This window comes from Bradyrhizobium sp. SOJA106, from assembly GCF_059448745.1.
The window spans coordinates 7,199,167-7,216,866 of the sequence record NZ_CM182549.1 but is presented as its reverse complement, the minus strand read 5'-3'; the positions used below and the strand labels follow the sequence as shown (position 1 = coordinate 7,216,866).

Sequence of the window (17,700 nt, the reverse complement as noted above, 5' to 3'; positions counted from 1 at the left end):
CAGGGCCGCAATGGCCGCTCTTGCTTTGACGGCACGCGCGAACAATGATTGATCGAACGGGTCACTGGAAATCGCCGGTTGCGGGAGCAGACAGAATGAACGGTGCGGAAAGCCTGGTGCGAACGATGGTCAAGGGCGGGGTGGACGTCTGCTTCACCAACCCGGGCACCTCGGAGATGCATTTTGTCGCGGCGCTCGACCGCGTTCCCGGCATGCGCTGCGTGCTCGGCCTGTTCGAGGGCGTGGTGACGGGTGCTGCCGATGGCTATTTCCGCATGAAGGGCACGCCTGCCTCGACCCTGCTGCATCTCGGCCCGGGCCTCGCCAACGGTCTTGCCAATCTGCACAACGCCAAGAAGGCCAATTCCGGTATTGTCAACATCGTCGGCCAGCACGCGGTCTACCACATCGGCTACAACGCGCCGTTGACCTCCGACATCGAGGGCCTGGCCCGGCCGATGTCGTCCTGGGTCCGCACCTCCCCGGATGCCAAATCGGTCGCCGCCGACGGCGCCGCGGCGATTGCGGCTGCGAAGAGCGCGCCCCCGCAGATCGCGACCCTGATCCTGCCCGCCGACACCGCCTGGAACGAGGCCGACGGCATCGCCGAGGTGCCGGCCGAGCAGCAGCGCGCGAGCTATTCGCCGCAGGCGGTCGAGCGGGCTGCCAAGATCTTGCACGGCGACGGCGAGGGTACGCTGCTGCTGATGACCGGCAGCGCGCTGAGCGAGCAGGGCCTGGCGCTGGCCGAGCGCATCGCCGGCAAGACCGGCTGCACCGTGATGGGCCCGACCTTCCGCCCGAAGATGGCGCGCGGCCGCGGCCGCTTCTCGATCGACCGCATCCATTACGTGATCGAGAACGCGCTGCCGATGCTGGCGAAGTTCCGCCACATCGTGCTGGTCGAGTCCGACGATCCCGTGGCGTTCTTCGCCTATCCGAACAAGCCGAGCATGCTCAAGCCCCAGGGCTGCGAGGTGCATCGCATGACCTCCTGGGGCGAGAACTCGGTCGCAGCGCTCGAAGCGCTGGCCGGCGCCGTGAAGGCGAGCGCGAAGGACGTCAAGCCGCAGGCGTTGCAGGAACTGGTGAAGCCGACCGGCGCGCTGACCTTCGCCTCGATCGCGCAGGCGATCGCCTGCGCCATCCCCGAGAACGCGATCATGGTCGACGAATCGCTCACCACCGGCCGCGGCTTCTTCCCGCTGACCGCGGCGGCCGCGCCGCACGACTGGCTGCAGAACATGGGCGGCTCGATCGGCTTCTCGACGCCGCTGTCGATCGGCGCCGCAATCGCCTGCCCGGACCGCAAGGTGATCACCATGGTCGGCGACGGCAGCGCGATGTACACGATCCAGTCGCTGTGGACGCAGGCGCGCGAGAACCTCGATATCGTCACCATCGTGTTCGCCAACCGCATCTATCAGATCCTGCGCGGCGAGTTCGACAATGTCGGCGCCGGCGAGCCCGGCCAGCGCGCCAACGACATGCTCCGCCTCGACCGTCCGACGCTGGATTTCGTCGCGCTGGCCAAAGGCATGGGCGTGCCCGGCCGCGCCGTCACCAATGCCGACGAGTTCAACAAGGCGCTGGCGGAAGCCGTCGCCGAGCCCGGGCCGCGGCTGATCGAAGTGCAGATGTAGGATGTATCTTGACGTCTCCCGCCCCTCTGCCGGGAGAGGTCGCCGCGCGGAACCTGATCGATAGGTGTGAGGGGCCGGGAGGCACGATGCAGACCGAGCTGAACAAGGTGATCGCGGCGCTCCGGGACTTCTACGCGCACGAAGCATTTTTGTTCGAGAAGGACATCGGCGAGCGTGCGATCACGCATCGCTTCGCCGTCTATCTGGAGCGGCAGTTCTCGGGCTGGGCGGTCGACTGCAATTACGACCGGCTCGGCGAGCGCACGCTGCATCTGCCGCACGGCACCATCATCTCGACCGACGATCATCTCGGCAAGTCGATCTATCCCGACGTCGTGGTGCATCAGCGCGAGATCCCGAACAACCTGCTCGCTGTGGAGATCCGCAAGGCCAGCAATCATACCCCGCTCGATCACGACCAGCACAAGCTGAAAGCGATGACCGATCCGCATGTCTGGTTCGCCTATTGGATCGGCGTGCTGCTGGTGCTGGACAAGCACGGGGTGACGACATCGGAAGTCTATGTCAGCGGCCTCGTCGACCAGCCGCTGTCGCTCTGGTTTGCGGCGCGGCTTGGCGAGAGCGGTCTCGGCGCTGCGCGTTAACGGGTGTGCCGCGCGCGAACCGCGAGCTGCATCGCGGGATGGCCCCCCCTCTCGATCGCCCCACAAGTGTTCGACCTGCTCGATGACCTCGGCCGCGGCGCTCGGTGGTGGCTGTGCGCTGCCAAAGGCCGTGGAAGCAATGTCAGCCTTCGGGTATGCCCGCCAACAGCATGCCATCGCGAATACGCCTGCTTCCGGCACGAAACGTTGGATCAGTGCTCAGTATGAGCCCTCGCGTGCGGCGTGTTGTGAAGGCGGGATCGAGCGCAAGTCCCTCGCGGGCGGCAGCCTTTGCGTCTTCGATCGATCCCACCAGCGCCAAGGCCGCAGCGAGCTGGAGATGCACGATCGAATTGTTCCGGTTCGCTTCAAGACTCCGGCGCAACCAATCGATCGCCTCTTCATAGGCGCCCAGGATCAGCTTGGCGACGCCGAGCCAGTGCATCCATCGATAGGTGAAACTGTCGCGGGGAGAAATCCGAAGCGCTTGCTGGATGTGAGCCTCGCTTTCGGCGCCTTGGCCAACAAAGACCTTTGCAAATCCGATCAGCGCGTGGGCCGTGGCCATGTTGCGGTCAAGCGCCAGCGCCTGCTCGAACTCGACGATTGCCTCCGACCCGCGTCCCGTGAACAGGTGCAAGACGCCAAATGCAAGACGTGCGCGGGCGTGGCGCGGATTCATCGATAGGACCTTGGTCAGGTTAACCTCCGCCGCTTTGAAATACGCGTCACGGTCATTCACCATGAACGTGGTGGCGGTTGACAGATCGACGTGAGCTATGCCGACCAATGCTTCGACATTCTCTGGATCAAGCACCAGGGCCCGTTCAAAAAAGCCGCGCGCCTGTGCCAGGCGTTCGGGCGTCAGTCCTGTGTTCCACAAATGGCGGCCTTGGAAACACAAATCTATCGCATCGGGATGCGGCGCGCGCTCCGCGCGTCGCGCCTCGGCTTCGATCAGCTGAGCGTCCAGGGCATTGGCAAGTCTGGTAACGATTTCATCCTGCATTTCGAGCAGGTCGGTCATCGGCTTGTCGAAGCGATCGGTCCAAAGATGGGCGCGTGTTTCGGCATCGATCAGCTGGACATTCACGCGGAGGCGATTGGATCCGCGCTGAACCGAGCCCTGCAGGACGTACTTTACATTCAGCTCCCTGCCGAGCTGTCGCACGTCTATAGCCTTGCCGCGGAAAGTGAGCGCAGTGTTGCAGGCAATCACGAACGTGCCGTCGATCCTTGACAGATCGGCGGTCAAGCTTTCGGTGATGCCGGCGGCGAAATAATCCTGATCCGGCTCACCGCCGAGGCTGGCCAGAGGAAGCACAAGAATGGAAAGATGTGGCGGTGACGGTACTGGCGTCGAGTTGCTGTCATGCATGGCCGAGCCTGTAGGCTCAACCATAACGTTATCCACGCCCCGCACGACGCCAACGAAGCGGAAACCTTTGCGCGGCAGCGTCTTGATGAGATGCTGTTGTTCACCGCTGTCGCCGATGGCGCATCGTACGGCATTCAAACGGGTCGTGAGCGCGGCATCAGATACCGCGCGTCCGTTCCAGATCACACTGATCAGCTCATCCTTGCTGACGACGCGTTCCCGGTGACCTATCAGGTACGCGAGCAGGTCAAATACTTGGGGCGCCACGGGCAACACATCCGGTCCGCGACGAAGCTCGCGCCGGTCGGTGTCCAATGCATGGCCCTCGAAGAGATAGCGCAAGATCCCTCCCGTCTAGCATCAGGAATGTAGCATAGGATGCAACGCGAAAAATAAGCTGCTGGTGAGGAAAATGTGAGCCCGGTGTCAAGCGCGCTCCGATCTGCCTTGGCAAGTTCGCTCGGTGGGTAATCACCTCCCCGGGAGAGAGCGATGAGCACGATCTATACTGCGGCCGGATCGGCGCAGACGTCCGCGGCGACGCGGCGATCCCCAAACTTTCTCAAGAGGTATTTTGACGCTTATTGTGCTTGGTGTATCCGCCAGACCTTGCGCGCGACGTTAGAGGACCTGAGCGACCTGGAGCTCAGGGACATCGGGGTTGCGAGGGGCGAGATCGACTATCTCGTTCGAGCTGATCCTTCGATCGACCCACGCGGCTTCTAAACCGGAATGAGCTCTGGTTGCATCGACGCGGCCCTAAAGCATGATCCGGAAAAGTGCGCAGCGGTTTTCCGAAAAGATCATGCGCAAACAACAAGCTAAAGCGCGATGACGATTCATCCTGATCTCATCGCGCTTTAGGGCGCGCGGTCCACCTACCCCCTTTGGGGCGCGAGTAGACGACAAGGCCGCCCTCGCAACGCGGGCGGCCCTGCATGACCGTCCTCGCGGCTCAATGCAGCGGATCGCCCTGTCCCAGCGCGTAGGCGACGAGGTCCTTCAGTGCGAAGCCGGCGCCGGTCACCGGGGTCCATTGCGGGTCGAGCGACAGCACGGAGGAGCTGTCGCCGAACATCATGCCGAGGAAGACCTCGGCGACGATGCGGCCGCCCACGGGTCCGAGCTGCGGCGTGTTGACAGTGCGGGGGGCGCCGGAGACGGGAATCGTGACCTCGGTCGGGGGCTGCTGCCGCGCCTCGGCCAGGATATAGGTCCAGAGCGGACAATTGCCGGCAAACACGCCGTTCGCGATGGTTGCGATCCTGGTTTGCGGATCGCCTGCTTCGGCGTGGTCGACAGCCTTGCCGATGATGATCTCATCGTCGCTCAGCGGCGTCAGCTGCATCGCGCTGGCGACGGCCTGGCCGGAGGGCAGGCTGAGCCGCCAACCGCGCTCGAGATTGCGCAGCGCCAGCGAGGCCGGGTTAGAGCCGACTTCCGGCGGCAGCTTGCGCAGCGGATCGACCAGCGAGGTATCGATGCGATAGGCGAACTGAAGCCGCCGCTTGTTGTCGGGATTGCTCTCGTCGTCCTCGTCGCCATAGGGGCGCGTGTCGATGTCGATGAAGCGGCCCCAGTCGATGGCGCGTCCCGGGCCCATGGCGCGGAAGCCGGTCAGCGCATTGAGATCGGGATTGTTGGGGTCTGGGAAGATCTGCAGCAGCATGTTGTCCGCGTCGTTCAGCCGATAGCCCGGGCGGATCATGGAATGCCCGAGGCGGTAGGCGGCGACGGAGAACTCCACCGGCATGAACGGGTAGTTGTGCCAGTGATAGTGGGCGAGCTTGCTACGGTCGTAGCGGCCCGCGGTCTTCAGCGCGTTCAGCACGTCGGCTTTGACGATGCGCGGCAGGAAATCGTTCAGCACGACATATTGATAGTGGAAGCGGACGCGCTGCTGCACCTCCTCGAACGACAGGCTGTCGTTGTCGTCGACCATGCGGTTGTGAAAGCGCAGCATCAGGCCCTGGAACTGCGAGACGATGCTGTTCTCGTCGTTGCGGGGATCGCCGATCAGCGCGCGGCCCTTGAAGCGCGGCAGGTCGTTGGCATCGGGGACGCCCGCACCGGTCAACTTCTCGCCGAGCAGAAACCTTTTGCCGTCGTACATGTAGGGCTGGTCGCTCGGGCCACGGCCGTAGAGATTGTCCAGATCGAACGACGGCGTGCGGAAATCGACCAGGCCGTCGGGATCCTGCTGCTTGGTCAGCGAACTCACCGGGTCGAAGGTGATGTCGTGATCGACGAACTGGCCGAAATAGGTGTAGAGCGCGGGAATGCCGCTCTCCTCCGCGTCCGGCGCGTCTTTCGGCGCATCGAAGCTACCGACCATCTTGTCGGCGAGCGCCGACAGGTTGGCGATATTGTCTGCTTCGGTGAGGCCGAATGTGGCCGGCGTGAGGCTGGGTTTGCGGAACATGCGGCCGAAGCGGCCTTGCGACAGCGGCGAACGGATATTGTTCAATCCGCGCGGAAGAATTGCGTGGCGACTGCTCATTTCAAATTCCTCCCTGAAAAGTCACACCGAAAAAGACTAAAGTTAAAGTTGTTCGTAACGTAATATGCAGGTGAGGCTAGATCAGGGATTCTTGCGCCACAAGCGGTCGCTTCACACACTTCGCGACATCGATGCTGTTCCGGGGGAGGGCGTTGCGCGCAAGCTCTGGCCGTGCTTTGCGAATTTATCCCGGAGCGAGGAGGGATAACATTCTCGTCATCGACGGGCGTAAGCGGCTTTGCGTGCGTGAGTTCGCTGAACTGTCGGCGAAGCAGAAAGTCTTCACGTGAAGATTGTGGCGGCGCGCGCCTCGTGCGCACGCCGCCGCAATGCCCTCAGTCATAGCGCTGCTGCGAGAATGCGTAGCGCGGATTGATGCCGCAATAGGCCGACGTGCCGGATGCGCTGGCCTGGCACTGCTGATAGCTCGCGAACTGGCAATTGCCGGGATAGCCCCAGATGCGGCCTTGCAGGCAATAGCGGTCGTTTGCGGCGTGAGCCTGGGACGCCGGGAAGGTCGCGGCGCTCAGGGCTGCGAACGATGCGAGGGTGAGAATCATGCGGCGCATTTCAAACTCCTTCGAGTACGAGTGGATGAGGAACCGCAAGGTCCATCTGTGTTCCGGGACCTGGCCGACACTTTGTCGTGCCCGTCTTGGTCTGCGCAGTGGGCACTGCGTTCGACATGGGTCTATGATGAGGCGTGAGCCGCGGTCAGCAATGTGATCTCGGCCACAGTTGGCGTCCGGCTTCGTGCCTATCGTGTGCGGACTTGCACGCGCCGATCCCCGGGAAGCCGCCGCTTCGTCTCGTTCGGATCAGGACATTTTGGAGGCTTTGATGCAAAAATCATATTTGCTGGCTGCGACAGCAGCGCTGGCGATTCTTGCGCAAACACCGCTGGCGTTGGCACAGAACGCGCCTGCGGACGGAACCGCGGCGCCCGCGACCACTGCTGCGCCGTCGACCACGACAGCGCCCGCCGCGACAACGTCCACGCCGGCCGCAACCACCGACACCGCCAGCCAGCCGTCCGACTCCAAGAAGAGCGCCTCGAAGAAGCCGGCCAAGAAGAAGATGACGCGGCAGCAGGAGATCGACCATTCGATCGACACCGGCACGGTTCCCGCGCGCTATCGCAGCTCGGTGCCCAAGCAGTACCAGCGATATATTCCGTTTGATAAGCAGTGATCCCCTGTGCGGCGGCGCAGCGTGACTTGGGGTCGCGCCGTCGTCACAGTGGTCCCAGCGGCCGGAATCGGGCGATGCATCCCTTGTGGCGGCCTGCCCGAGCGATGATAGAGTAGGCCGAATCCCGGGGGGAGGAATGAGCGACGACGTGAAGGATGCTGGCCTTGTGGCCATGATCAGCAGCATCCTGGGAGGCAACAAGCGCGCGGACAGCGTTGTGCCGCCGCTCGCGGAGGTTCCGCCAACCGCGCCGTCGAACGGATTCGATGGGATTGCCGCCATCGTCCCCGAAGCGACCCCGGTCAAGCGCGAGGATGCGGCTGCACCGATCGCGCCGGAGCCGGTCGCGCCGCCTCCGAAAATCACGAGGACGGCGGACGGCAAGCAATTGCTGCCCGCGGAAGCGATCGCCGAGCTCGTGCTCGGCGAGCTGCGCAAGCTGGAAGACTTTCCGGCAACCGGCGCCTCGGTCACGGTCTACGGCTATCGCCACTGGAACGCCATGATCACCTTCGCGCCGTTCTCGACCAGCTTCCAGAACGCGACACGGTTCCGCCAGGCCATGCCGGATCTCGTGTTCAAGCTCCGTCGTTTCGTCGAACTTGAGATATAATCTGGCAAATCGCCCGCGGCGCGAACGCGCCGCGATCAGCCAGACAAGTTCGACAGGATTTTCGATTTGAGCGTCGCCTTTACCAAGGAAGAAAGCGCCGAGACCGCGTCCGAGACGCTATTGCCGGATCGCCCGATCTCGCCGCATCCCAATCTCGTAACGGAAGCCGGCTTGCAGGCGTTGCAGACGCAGCTTGCCGAGGCGCGCGAGGCCTATGAGGCTGCGCAGGCCATCGAGGACGTCGACGAGAAGCGCCGGCAGTCCGCGGTGCCGTTGCGCGACGTTCGCTATCTCACCGAACGGCTGCGCACGGCACAGCTTGTTCCGAAGCCCGAGTCATCAGATGTGGTCGCCTTCGGCAGCACGGTAACCTTCAGCCGCGCTGACGGCCGCGTGCAGACCTATCGCATCGTCGGCGAGGACGAAGCCGATCCGAAGGCGGGTTCGATCTCGTTCGTCGCGCCGGTCGCAAGGTCGCTGATGGGAAAGGCGGTCGGCGACGTCGTGGGTTCGGGCGCGCAGGAGATCGAAATCCTGTCGATCGCGTAGGGCGTCGTGCGCAGATTTTCGTGGGCAGGGTTGTCGCATATGGAAGCGGCTTTGCTGCGACCATCCTTCGAGACGCCCGCTTTTGGGCGGGCTCCTCAGGATGAGGAGGGAGTGCGCGGCAGCCCTTTCAGCGGGCACCGATGCTGATGAACCTCATCCTGAGGAGATCGCTGGAAGCGGTCGTCTCGAAGGACGAGGCGCGCGCTCAGACCTGCGGCAATTCCACACCGGTCAGCCCGCCTAGCTTCTCAATGAGGTCGTCCTGAAATTCCGGATCGCTCGCCTCACTTGCCGGCTGCTGCTGCTGGAGATGATGCCAATAGCGCCCGCTGACCTGAGCCGCGGCATCCTCGCTCACCGCCAGCCAGGCCTGGGTCCGCTGTCCGGTGTCGATATCGACCGGCGCGCCCGCGCCGCCCATCTTGGTGCGGACCCATCCGGGATCGACGGCGTTGCTCAGGACCTTGGGCCAGCGTCGTGCCAGCGCGAAGGCCAGTGCGACGACGTGCAGCTTGCTCTCGGCATACGCCTTGGCCGAATCCCACGACCGCTTCGTCCAGTCGAGGTCATCCAGCGAGCCCTCTCCACCCCGGTGCAATCCGCTGCTGAGATACACCAATCGGCGAGGCCGCTCGATCAGGGCCGTCAGCATGTACGGCGCAAGCGTGTTGATGGCCAGCGTTTCGGCATGGCCCTCCGGCGTTGCGCCACGGCCCGGCCGCGTGTAGACGCCGGCATTGTGGATGACCGCATCCATGCGCCCGATCGCGTTGACCTGTTCGGCGATGCTTCTCACGTCTGCGGCTCGCGCGAGGTCGCCGACCACGATCCCGGCGGAACGCGATGCGAGCTCGCCGAGCGCGCCAGTGCGACCCGCCGATCGCGCGTGCAGCACCACGCGATGTCCCTGATCGACGAGCGATTGCGCCGCCGCCCGGCCGAGGCCGTCGGTGCTGCCGGTGATGAAGATGGTCGCCATGCGCTGCTCCTCGAAAGCGTTTCTGCTGACACCCTACAACGCGCGCTCACGGCTTCCGATACTGTTCGTCGCTCACTTTCTCCATCGTTCGGCTCCGTGTCTTACCTCTCTCCGGACGCTGCCATCCTGCCGGTTCCTTGAGGATTGCGCGGCAAAGCGCGCCATCGACAGCAGCAGTCGCATTCGTCTGACGCATGATCCATGCGTTTCCGCCGTCTTGTTCTGATATCGATGGTTTCCGCTATGTCCGCGCAACAAAGCCCGATGCTTGGATGAGACGGTTTCTCTCGGGGAGCGTGCGTAAAGCTTGGAGGCGTGTGCCCAACCTGGCGCCGCCTCAGTCATGCTCCGTCATTGCGAGCGCAGCGAAGCAAATCCAGTCTGCCTCCGCGGACATACTCTGGATCTTCGCTGCGCTCGCAATGAAGGCACGTGGGACAGTCCCGATCCTGCCATCATGCCCCTGTTTTGCCCGACGGGTCAATAAAAATTCGGAAAAATCGTAACGCCTTGATCCGATTGCTGTCGGCCTACTGTGCGTGGGGTTGTTTTCGAGATTTTTGGCGAGGCAGCCCAAAAAGCCGCCATGGTCGATGGTCGTCCGCAACCGATGGGGTTCAGGAAGATGGATGGTGGGCGCACAAGGGATCGAACCTTGGACCTCTCCCGTGTGAAGGGAACGCTCTCCCGCTGAGCTATGCGCCCGGGACCATCATGCAGGCGGCCGGACTTGCGGCCGGCCGGTGCATTGGAGCCCGCGATTTAGAAGTGTGGGCCGAAGGTGTCAAGTTTCGAGGTGCCCTGCGGGGGCGAAAACCTCGGCCAGTCGCGCAATCCGGCTGCAAGGCCGGGTTTCGGCCCGCTTACGCGCCCTGCTGGCGGGCGCGGGAGGCGTGAGCCTGCAGCGCGCGGATGCGTTCGGCGAGCGTTCCACCGCCCTCGGGCAGGCTCGGCGTGCCATTGCTCGCGGCGTCGTTGGCCGGGCGCGGCGCCGGCTTCGGCGGCTGGCCGGCCTCGGCCGCGAGCAGCGCCTCGATCGGCGAGTTCGGGCCTTCGAGCTGCATCGCGAGCTTGGCCACCTCGGCGGCGATGTCGTTGATGCGCTCGCGCAGCAGCGCGTTTTCCATCCGCTCGGTGGCCCAGGAGCTTTCTGCCTGCTGCTGGATCGCGTTGATGTCGCGCTGCAGCTTTGCCCGCTCGTCGCGCGCGGTGCGGAGCTGTTCCTCCAGCGCGGTTTTTTCCGCGCGCAGCGATTCGAGCGCGGCCGACGACTTGCCGCCGCTCAAGGCCGCGATCTCGACGCGCAGCTCCTTGACGGTGCGCTCGGAGGCCTCATTGGCCTGACGCAGCTGGTTGTTCTCGTAGTCGCGTTCGGCGAGCAGCTTGCCTTGCGTGGCGAGCCGTCCCTCGAGGTCGGCGACGCGGCCCGACAGCATTTCGGCTTCCTTGACCTGCACCAGGAGCTGGCGATCGAGCTCGGTGACGCGCTGGCTCAGATTCTCGACCCGGCCGCGTGCATCGGCGAGCTCGCGCGAGGCGGTCTCGGATTCGGTGCGCTCCTGCGCGAGGCGCGCTTGGGTTGCGGCAAATTCCTTCTCGGCATCGCCGACGCGGTTCTTGAGCTCTTCGATCTGGGCGCGCACCGCGACCAGCTCGACCTGGCGGCTCTCCGCCATCATCGAACGGTCGGACAGCTCGGAAGTGATTTTCGCGAGCTCGCTTTGCTTGTCGGTCAGCGCCTGCTCGGCGGCCCGCAAGGATTCGGTCTTGGCGTTGAATTCCTCTTCGGTGGCGCGAAGCTGCTCCTTCACCGCCTTCTCGCGCGCCTCGAGCGCGAAGATCGTGGCGTTCTTTTCGCCGAGCTCGATCTTCATGCGGTTGATGGCGTCGCTCTTCTTGCCGAGCTCGGCGAGCTGGCTGGTGGTCTTGTTCTTGAGCTGCTCGACGCTCATCTCGAGCCGCCGCGCCGACATCGCGAATTCGGCGCGCAGCTGGTCCTTGTCGGCCTGGATCTCGGCCATCGACAGCGGGGTGGCGGCCTCGAGCCGGCGCGTGGTCAGGCGCACCGCGCGGTTATGCACCAGCGGCACGATGGCCAGCCCGCACAGCATCGAAAGCAGGAAACCGATCGCCAGGTACATGATCGGTTCGACCATGGGCCAGAACTCCGAGAGCTAAGGAAAAATTTACCAACGACAATGCATGGCGGACCGGCAAAAAGCCAGCCCCGCCCTGTCGTTAACGTGAATCCGGAACTGGATCGGGGAGGGAGGCCTAGAACGGGTTCCAGGTCGCGCGCGGTGTGTATTTGAGATAGCCGATATTGGCGCCCAGCCGCAGGCCGAGGCCGGAGCGGATCGGCACCAGCACGATGTTGTTGGCGGTGAGCGCGGTCATGCCGAAGCCGCCGATGATATAGGCCGAGCCGTCGATGCCGGCGAAGCGCTGGTAGATCGCATTGGTGGCGGGCAGGTTGTAGACCAGCGTCATCGTGCGCGCGCCGTCGCCGCCCCAGTCGAAGCCGAGCGACGGACCCTGCCAGTAGACGCGGAGGTCGCCGGCGTTCTTGGTGTAGAGCGTGCCTTCGCCGTAGCGCAGGCCCGCGACGAAGGCGCCGGAGCCTTCCTCGCCGAGGATATAGCCGTTGGGCAGCCCCCATTGGCTGACCGCCTTCTCGATGATCGAGGCGAGCCCGCGCGAGACGTTGCCGAAGAAGCGGTGGCCGGCGGTCACCAGCTCGTCCGGCCCGTAGGTGTTGGGCGTCGGGGCCCGCTGCGGCGGCGGCAGGTTGGGCGGCGGCGCCTGCTGGGCGGAGGCCGGCACGATCCAGCCCACCATCGCGGCAAGCGCGAGCGCAGCAAGGCGTGATGCGAAAGTCATAAAAGAAACCCCTGCTATCGAATCCGATCGCTTCCTTAACCTGACGCCAACAGGCACGGCTCTAGGTTGCGCCGGATGTCCCCTCGACTCGGATGTTATCCGCAGCAACTATGACGGCACAACGGCAGGAAGATAGCCCTTTGCGCCCCGGAATTGCCTTGATCGGGCTCGCGATCTGCCTGCTGGCGGGCGTTTGGCTCTCGGGCTTGGGGTCATCGGCGCAAGCGGCCACGACCGAGCGCATCGTGGTCAACCGCTTCTCGGGCGTCGCCATCGAGGGCTTCGACCCCGTCGGTTATTTCGTCGATGGCACCGCCGAGCAGGGAACGGCGGAGTTCGAGGCCAACCTCTGGGGAGCGGTCTGGCGCTTCCGGAACGAGGGCAACCGGGCCTCCTTCCTGGCCCATCCCGAGATCTACGGCCCGCAGTTTGGCGGCTATGACCCCGCCGACATCGCCCGCGGCGTCACCGTCCCTGGCAATCCCCGCTTCTTCGTGATCGCGGCGCAGCGGCTCTATCTGTTCAGCCTGGAAGCCAATCGCGACGCTTTCGCCGCCGATCCGGAGCGCTTCCTCTACGAGGTCGGCAAGCGCTGGCCGGCGCTCCAGGACAAGCTTAGCCAGTGACAAGCCCGGTCAGTAGCTGCCTACCGCCTGCGGGTCCCCCCAGGCGATGAAGTCCGGGATGATGAAGCCGGTATCGCCGCGCTGGCCGAAAAGGAGCGCGCCGCCCTTGCCGTCGGTGACCTTGCCGCCGGCGGCGGTCACGACCGCGCAGCCGGCCCCGACGTCCCATTCCGAGGTCGGCCCGAAGCGGGGATAGATGTCGGCGTTGCCCTCGGCGATCCGGCCGAACTTCACGGCCGAGCCACACGTCAATCTCACAAAATTGGGCCGGCCAGCGATGAACGCCTCGCTCGCGGGATCGCCATGCGAGCGGCTCACCGCCGCGACCCAAGGCTCGCCCGGCTTCGGCAGCTTGCGGGTGCGGATCGGTTCAGCGGCAACGATGTTGGCGCCGTTGAACCTGACGCGCTCGGCGCCGCGGCCCACGATGCCGCGCCAGAGCAGCCCCAGCGCGGGCGCGCTGACGATGCCCAGCAACGGCACGCCTTCAGTCACGAGGGCGAGGTTGACGGTGAACTCGTCGCGGCCGGCGACGAACTCCTTGGTGCCGTCGAGCGGATCGATCAGAAAGAAGCTGCCTTGAAACCGCGGTGCGGCGAGCTGGGTCCGCTCCTCCGAGAGCGTCGGGACATCCCGCGCAAGCTGCGCCAGGCCGTCCGCGATGATGCGGTCGGCGGCAAGGTCGGCCTCGGTCACCGGCGAGCCGTCCTTCTTGCCCTCGATCCGCATCGCCGCACGATTGACAGCGAGAATTGCCTCGCCCGCCTTCACCACCAGCGCGGTGAGCGGCTCCATCAATTCGGCCGCGGCCTCGGCGTCGATGATGTTCACCTGCATGCCTCATTCATCGGCAAATCTCGCCCCTCTTCACCTGATTCGCCCGCAGCCCTTTATGGCCGCTTCGAGCCTATCGCAAGCTAGCTGCCACGGGCTGGCGAATGTTAGAACCCGCAGCATCCGTCAAGCATGCGTGATTCGCGGCGTCCAGCGCCGCGCAATTCCAGGAACCCTCCAGGACCCCTTTATATGTCTGACGCCTCGTCGCCCGCGACCGCTACTGCTCCCGATATGCTCGAACTCGCCGCGCTGCTGTGCTCGCGGGTCTGCCACGATCTCATCAGTCCCGTCGGCGCCATCGTCAACGGACTCGAAGTGCTTGACGACGATCCCAAGCCGGAAGATCGCGAATTCGCGCTCGACCTCATTCGCAAGAGCGCCAAGACGGCCTCCGCCCGCCTCCAGTTCTGTCGTCTCGCCTTCGGCGCGGCCGGCTCGTCCGGTGCGCAGATCGACCTCGGCGACGCCCAGACCATGGCGCGCGGCCACATCGAGGATGGCAAGTGCGCGATCACGTGGAATCTGCCGCGGCTCCTGCTGCCGAAGAACCGCGTCAAGCTGCTGCTCAACATGCTGGTCGTCGCCCAGCATACGATTCCACGCGGCGGCATGCTGACGGTCGATCCGATCGGCGAGGGCGAGACCATGAGCTTCCGCATCACCGCGACCGGACACAATGCGCGCCTGCCGCAGAACATCTCCGAGCTCCTGAGCGGCGAGCGGGGACCTGCCGCGGATGCGCACGCGATCCAGCCTTATTACACGCGCCTGCTCGCAGAGGCCTGCGGGCTCAGCGTGAAGCTCGCGCCGGAAGGCGAAGCCATCATCGTTACCGCTTCGTAAACGCGCCCATCGGGCCTGAAGCGTTAATCCAATCTTGACGAGGCGCTTCGGCTTGTCCGGAGCGCCTTATCTCTTTGTTGGTTCCGTTCTTTTGCACATACTCAACCATTATTAAACGCTTTGCGGTGAAGCTGGCCTCATTCCGAAATGGCGCATCACGCCGCGTGCGCGCCCTCGCTGTATGAAGGCCTGTTTTCATGGATGATCTGTTGCGGGAGTTCTTGACGGAGACCAGCGAGAGCCTGGACACCGTCGACAATCAGCTGGTGAAGTTCGAGCAGGAGCCGAACAACGCCAAGATCCTGGATAACATCTTCCGCCTGGTCCACACCATCAAGGGCACCTGCGGCTTCCTCGGCCTGCCGCGGCTCGAAGCGCTGGCGCATGCCGGCGAGACCCTGATGGGCAAATTCCGCGACGGCATGCCGGTAACCGGGCAGGCCGTGACGGTGATCCTGTCCTCGATCGACCGCATCAAGGAGATCCTCGCCGGCCTCGAGGCGACCGAAGCCGAGCCCGAGGGCAACGACCGCGATCTCATCGACAAGCTGGAAGCGATGGTCGAGCAGGGCATGGCGGCGATGTCAGCGTCGGCTTCGCCGATCGCGTCAGGCTCGGCGCAGCCGATGCCGGCCGCGGGAAGCTCTGCTCCCGTTGCCGAAGCGCCGCCGCTGGTGCCGGACGCACCTGGTGCCGAAGCCAAGCCGGCCCCGGCAAAAGAGATGACCACCGGCTCGCTGGTCGAGCAGACGCTGGAGCGTCCGCTGCGTCCGGGCGAAGTCTCGCTCGACGAGCTCGAGCGCGCCTTCCGCGAGACCGCGATCGAAGCGCCGGTCCCCGCCCCGGTGGCCAAGGCCGAGCCCGCGCCGGCTGCCGAGGCGCCTGCCGCCAAGCAAGCAGCGAAGCAGGCCAAGGAAACCGCCAAGCCCGCCAAGGAAAAGGCCGCGCCGAAGAAGTCGATGGCCGACGAGAGTGCCGGCGAGGGCGACCGCGTCGCCAACCAGTCGATCCGCGTCAACGTGGATACGCTGGAGCATTTGATGACCATGGTCTCCGAGCTGGTCTTGACCCGCAACCAGCTTTTGGAGATCTCCCGCCGCAACGAGGACACCGAGTTCAAGGTGCCGCTGCAGCGCCTCTCCAACGTCACCGCCGAGCTGCAGGAAGGCGTCATGAAGACGCGCATGCAGCCGATCGGCAACGCCTGGCAGAAGCTGCCCCGCATCGTCCGCGACCTCTCCAGCGAACTCGGCAAGCAGATCGAATTGGAGATGCACGGCGCCGACACCGAGCTTGACCGCCAGGTGCTCGACCTGATCAAGGACCCGCTCACCCACATGGTGCGCAACTCCGCCGATCACGGCCTCGAGACCCCCGCCGAGCGCTTGGCGAGCGGCAAGGGCGAGCAGGGCACCATTCGCCTGTCCGCCTACCACGAGGGCGGCCACATCATCATCTGCATCGCCGACAACGGAAGAGGCCTCAACACCGAGAAGATCAAGGCCAAGGCGCTCTCGTCCGGTCTCGTCACCGAGGCCGAGCTCGAGAAGATGAGCGAAGCGCAGATTCACAAGTTCATCTTCGCGCCCGGCTTCTCCACCGCGGCCGCCGTCACCTCGGTCTCCGGCCGCGGCGTCGGCATGGACGTGGTCCGCACCAATATCGACCAGATCGGCGGCACCATCGACATCAAGTCGGTGGCCGGCGAAGGCTCCTCCGTCACCATCAAGATCCCGCTGACCCTCGCCATCGTCTCCGCGCTGATCGTGGAAGCTGCCGGCGACCGCTTTGCGATCCCGCAGCTCTCGGTGGTCGAGCTGGTCCGCGCCCGCGCCAACTCCGAGCACCGCATCGAGCGCATCAAGGACACCGCGGTGCTGCGCCTGCGCAACAAGCTCCTGCCGCTGATCCATCTCAAGAAGCTGCTCAAGATCGACGACGGCGCGGCCTCCGATCCCGAGAACGGCTTCATCGTGGTGACGCAAGTGGGCAGCCAGACCTTCGGCATCGTCGTCGACGGCGTGTTCCACACCGAAGAAATCGTGGTCAAGCCGATGTCGACGAAGCTGCGTCACATCGACATGTTCTCCGGCAACACCATTTTGGGCGATGGCGCCGTCATCATGATCATCGACCCCAACGGCATCGCCAAAGCGCTCGGCGCCTCCGGCTCCTCGGCCCATGACATGGCCGACGAGGGCGCCGGCCATCACATCGGCTCGGGCGAGCAGACCACCTCGCTGCTGGTGTTCCGCGCCGGCTCGTCGCAGCCCAAGGCGGTCCCGCTTGGCCTCGTCACGCGCCTGGAAGAGCTGCCCGCCGACAAGATCGAGTTCTCCAACGGCCGCTACATGGTGCAGTACCGCGAGCAGCTGATGCCGCTGGTCGCCATGGAGAGCGTCACCATCGCGAGCCAGGGCGCCCAGCCGATCCTGGTGTTCGCCGACGACGGCCGCTCCATGGGCCTCGTCGTCGACGAGATCATCGACATCGTCGAGGAACGGCTCAACATCGAGGTCGGCGGCTCCTCCTCCGGCATTCTCGGCTCGGCCGTGATCAAGGGCCAGGCCACCGAAGTGATCGACGTCGGCCACTTCCTGCCGATGGCGTTCGCCGACTGGTTCACCCGCAAGGAGATGAAGCCGTCGATGCATTCGCAGTCGGTGCTGCTGGTCGACGACAGCGCCTTCTTCCGCAACATGCTGGCGCCCGTGCTGAAGGCGGCCGGCTACCGCGTCCGCACCGCGCCGACCGCGCAGGAGGGCCTCGCGGCCCTGCGCGCGCAAAGCTTCGACGTGATCCTGACCGACATCGAGATGCCTGACATGAACGGGTTCGAGTTCGCGGAAGTGATCCGCTCCGACAACAACCTCGCGGCCACGCCGATCATCGGCCTGTCGGCGCTGGTGTCGCCGGCGGCGATCGAGCGCGGCCGGCAGGCCGGCTTCCACGACTATGTCGCCAAGTTCGACCGTCCCGGCCTGATCGCGGCGCTGAAGGAGCAGACCGCGGGCGCGGCCGGCGTCTCCGAGCTGAGCCGGGCAGCGGCCTAGAGC

At 64.8% G+C, this 17,700-nt stretch carries 16 protein-coding genes and 1 tRNA gene; 9 read left to right on the top strand and 8 right to left on the bottom strand.

Annotated features, from left to right (window positions below):
* The first annotated feature begins 95 nt into the window (after positions 1 to 95).
* Positions 96 to 1,643, top strand: a complete 1,548-nt coding sequence (locus AC5V87_RS34025; RefSeq protein ID WP_495369105.1) for an acetolactate synthase large subunit — start codon at positions 96 to 98, stop codon at positions 1,641 to 1,643.
* An 86-nt stretch (positions 1,644 to 1,729) separates the two neighbouring features.
* Positions 1,730 to 2,248 (top strand): hypothetical protein, encoded by a 519-nt coding sequence (locus AC5V87_RS34020; RefSeq protein ID WP_456842751.1) that lies wholly within the window; start codon positions 1,730 to 1,732, stop codon positions 2,246 to 2,248.
* A gap of 142 nt (positions 2,249 to 2,390) precedes the next feature.
* On the opposite strand, the gene AC5V87_RS34015 is transcribed toward AC5V87_RS34020, so the two are convergent.
* Positions 2,391 to 3,968: a winged helix-turn-helix domain-containing tetratricopeptide repeat protein gene (locus AC5V87_RS34015; protein WP_456842752.1), complete on the bottom strand. Its 1,578-nt coding sequence runs from the start codon at positions 3,966 to 3,968 to the stop codon at positions 2,391 to 2,393.
* A gap of 150 nt (positions 3,969 to 4,118) precedes the next feature.
* Here AC5V87_RS34015 and AC5V87_RS34010 point away from each other — a divergent pair, with 150 nt between their 5' ends.
* Positions 4,119 to 4,352: a DUF1127 domain-containing protein gene (locus tag AC5V87_RS34010; RefSeq protein WP_456842753.1), complete on the top strand. Its 234-nt coding sequence runs from the start codon at positions 4,119 to 4,121 to the stop codon at positions 4,350 to 4,352.
* 229 nt (positions 4,353 to 4,581) lie between these two features.
* Here AC5V87_RS34010 and AC5V87_RS34005 read toward each other — a convergent pair whose 3' ends face one another.
* Both AC5V87_RS34005 and AC5V87_RS34000 read right to left on the bottom strand, forming a co-directional pair.
* On the bottom strand, positions 4,582 to 6,126 hold the full coding sequence (locus AC5V87_RS34005; RefSeq protein ID WP_456842754.1) for a peroxidase family protein: 1,545 nt from the start codon (positions 6,124 to 6,126) through the stop codon (positions 4,582 to 4,584).
* 335 nt (positions 6,127 to 6,461) lie between these two features.
* Entirely contained in the window at positions 6,462 to 6,695 is a 234-nt protein-coding gene (locus AC5V87_RS34000) for a DUF3551 domain-containing protein (protein WP_456842755.1), read from the bottom strand.
* Positions 6,696 to 6,966: 271 nt separating this feature from the next.
* Between AC5V87_RS34000 and AC5V87_RS33995 the strand changes: the two genes are divergently transcribed.
* The 3 genes from AC5V87_RS33995 to greA all read left to right on the top strand — a co-directional run bounded on the left by AC5V87_RS33995 (position 6,967) and on the right by greA (position 8,479).
* Positions 6,967 to 7,317, top strand: a complete 351-nt coding sequence (locus tag AC5V87_RS33995; RefSeq protein WP_456842756.1) for a hypothetical protein — start codon at positions 6,967 to 6,969, stop codon at positions 7,315 to 7,317.
* Between the two features lie 136 nt (positions 7,318 to 7,453).
* Entirely contained in the window at positions 7,454 to 7,930 is a 477-nt protein-coding gene (locus AC5V87_RS33990; RefSeq protein WP_456842757.1) for a hypothetical protein, read from the top strand.
* 66 nt (positions 7,931 to 7,996) lie between these two features.
* On the top strand, positions 7,997 to 8,479 hold the full coding sequence (gene greA, locus AC5V87_RS33985) for a transcription elongation factor GreA (RefSeq protein ID WP_495369104.1): 483 nt from the start codon (positions 7,997 to 7,999) through the stop codon (positions 8,477 to 8,479).
* 205 nt (positions 8,480 to 8,684) lie between these two features.
* Here the strand turns inward: greA and AC5V87_RS33980 are convergent, their stop codons facing one another.
* The 4 genes from AC5V87_RS33980 to AC5V87_RS33965 form a co-directional block, all read right to left on the bottom strand.
* The gene (locus tag AC5V87_RS33980) at positions 8,685 to 9,458 is read right to left on the bottom strand and encodes an SDR family NAD(P)-dependent oxidoreductase (RefSeq protein WP_456842759.1); all 774 of its coding nucleotides are present in this window, start codon (positions 9,456 to 9,458) and stop codon (positions 8,685 to 8,687) included.
* A 630-nt stretch (positions 9,459 to 10,088) separates the two neighbouring features.
* A tRNA-Val gene (locus AC5V87_RS33975) sits at positions 10,089 to 10,163 on the bottom strand.
* Between the two features lie 158 nt (positions 10,164 to 10,321).
* Complete coding sequence (locus AC5V87_RS33970) at positions 10,322 to 11,614, bottom strand: coiled-coil domain-containing protein (RefSeq protein WP_456842760.1); 1,293 nt, start codon at positions 11,612 to 11,614, stop codon at positions 10,322 to 10,324.
* A 118-nt stretch (positions 11,615 to 11,732) separates the two neighbouring features.
* Positions 11,733 to 12,338 (bottom strand): DUF1134 domain-containing protein, encoded by a 606-nt coding sequence (locus AC5V87_RS33965; protein WP_456842761.1) that lies wholly within the window; start codon positions 12,336 to 12,338, stop codon positions 11,733 to 11,735.
* A 140-nt stretch (positions 12,339 to 12,478) separates the two neighbouring features.
* Between AC5V87_RS33965 and AC5V87_RS33960 the strand changes: the two genes are divergently transcribed.
* Complete coding sequence (locus AC5V87_RS33960; protein ID WP_495369103.1) at positions 12,479 to 12,964, top strand: YHS domain-containing (seleno)protein; 486 nt, start codon at positions 12,479 to 12,481, stop codon at positions 12,962 to 12,964.
* Positions 12,965 to 12,973: 9 nt separating this feature from the next.
* Here AC5V87_RS33960 and AC5V87_RS33955 read toward each other — a convergent pair whose 3' ends face one another.
* Positions 12,974 to 13,801, bottom strand: a complete 828-nt coding sequence (locus AC5V87_RS33955; protein ID WP_456842763.1) for a 3'(2'),5'-bisphosphate nucleotidase CysQ family protein — start codon at positions 13,799 to 13,801, stop codon at positions 12,974 to 12,976.
* A gap of 189 nt (positions 13,802 to 13,990) precedes the next feature.
* Here AC5V87_RS33955 and chpT point away from each other — a divergent pair, with 189 nt between their 5' ends.
* Positions 13,991 to 14,644, top strand: coding sequence for a histidine phosphotransferase ChpT (gene chpT, locus AC5V87_RS33950; protein WP_456842764.1), 654 nt, complete (start codon positions 13,991 to 13,993; stop codon positions 14,642 to 14,644).
* Positions 14,645 to 14,841: 197 nt separating this feature from the next.
* Positions 14,842 to 17,697: a hybrid sensor histidine kinase/response regulator gene (locus tag AC5V87_RS33945; protein ID WP_495369102.1), complete on the top strand. Its 2,856-nt coding sequence runs from the start codon at positions 14,842 to 14,844 to the stop codon at positions 17,695 to 17,697.
* Positions 17,698 to 17,700 lie beyond the last annotated feature (3 nt).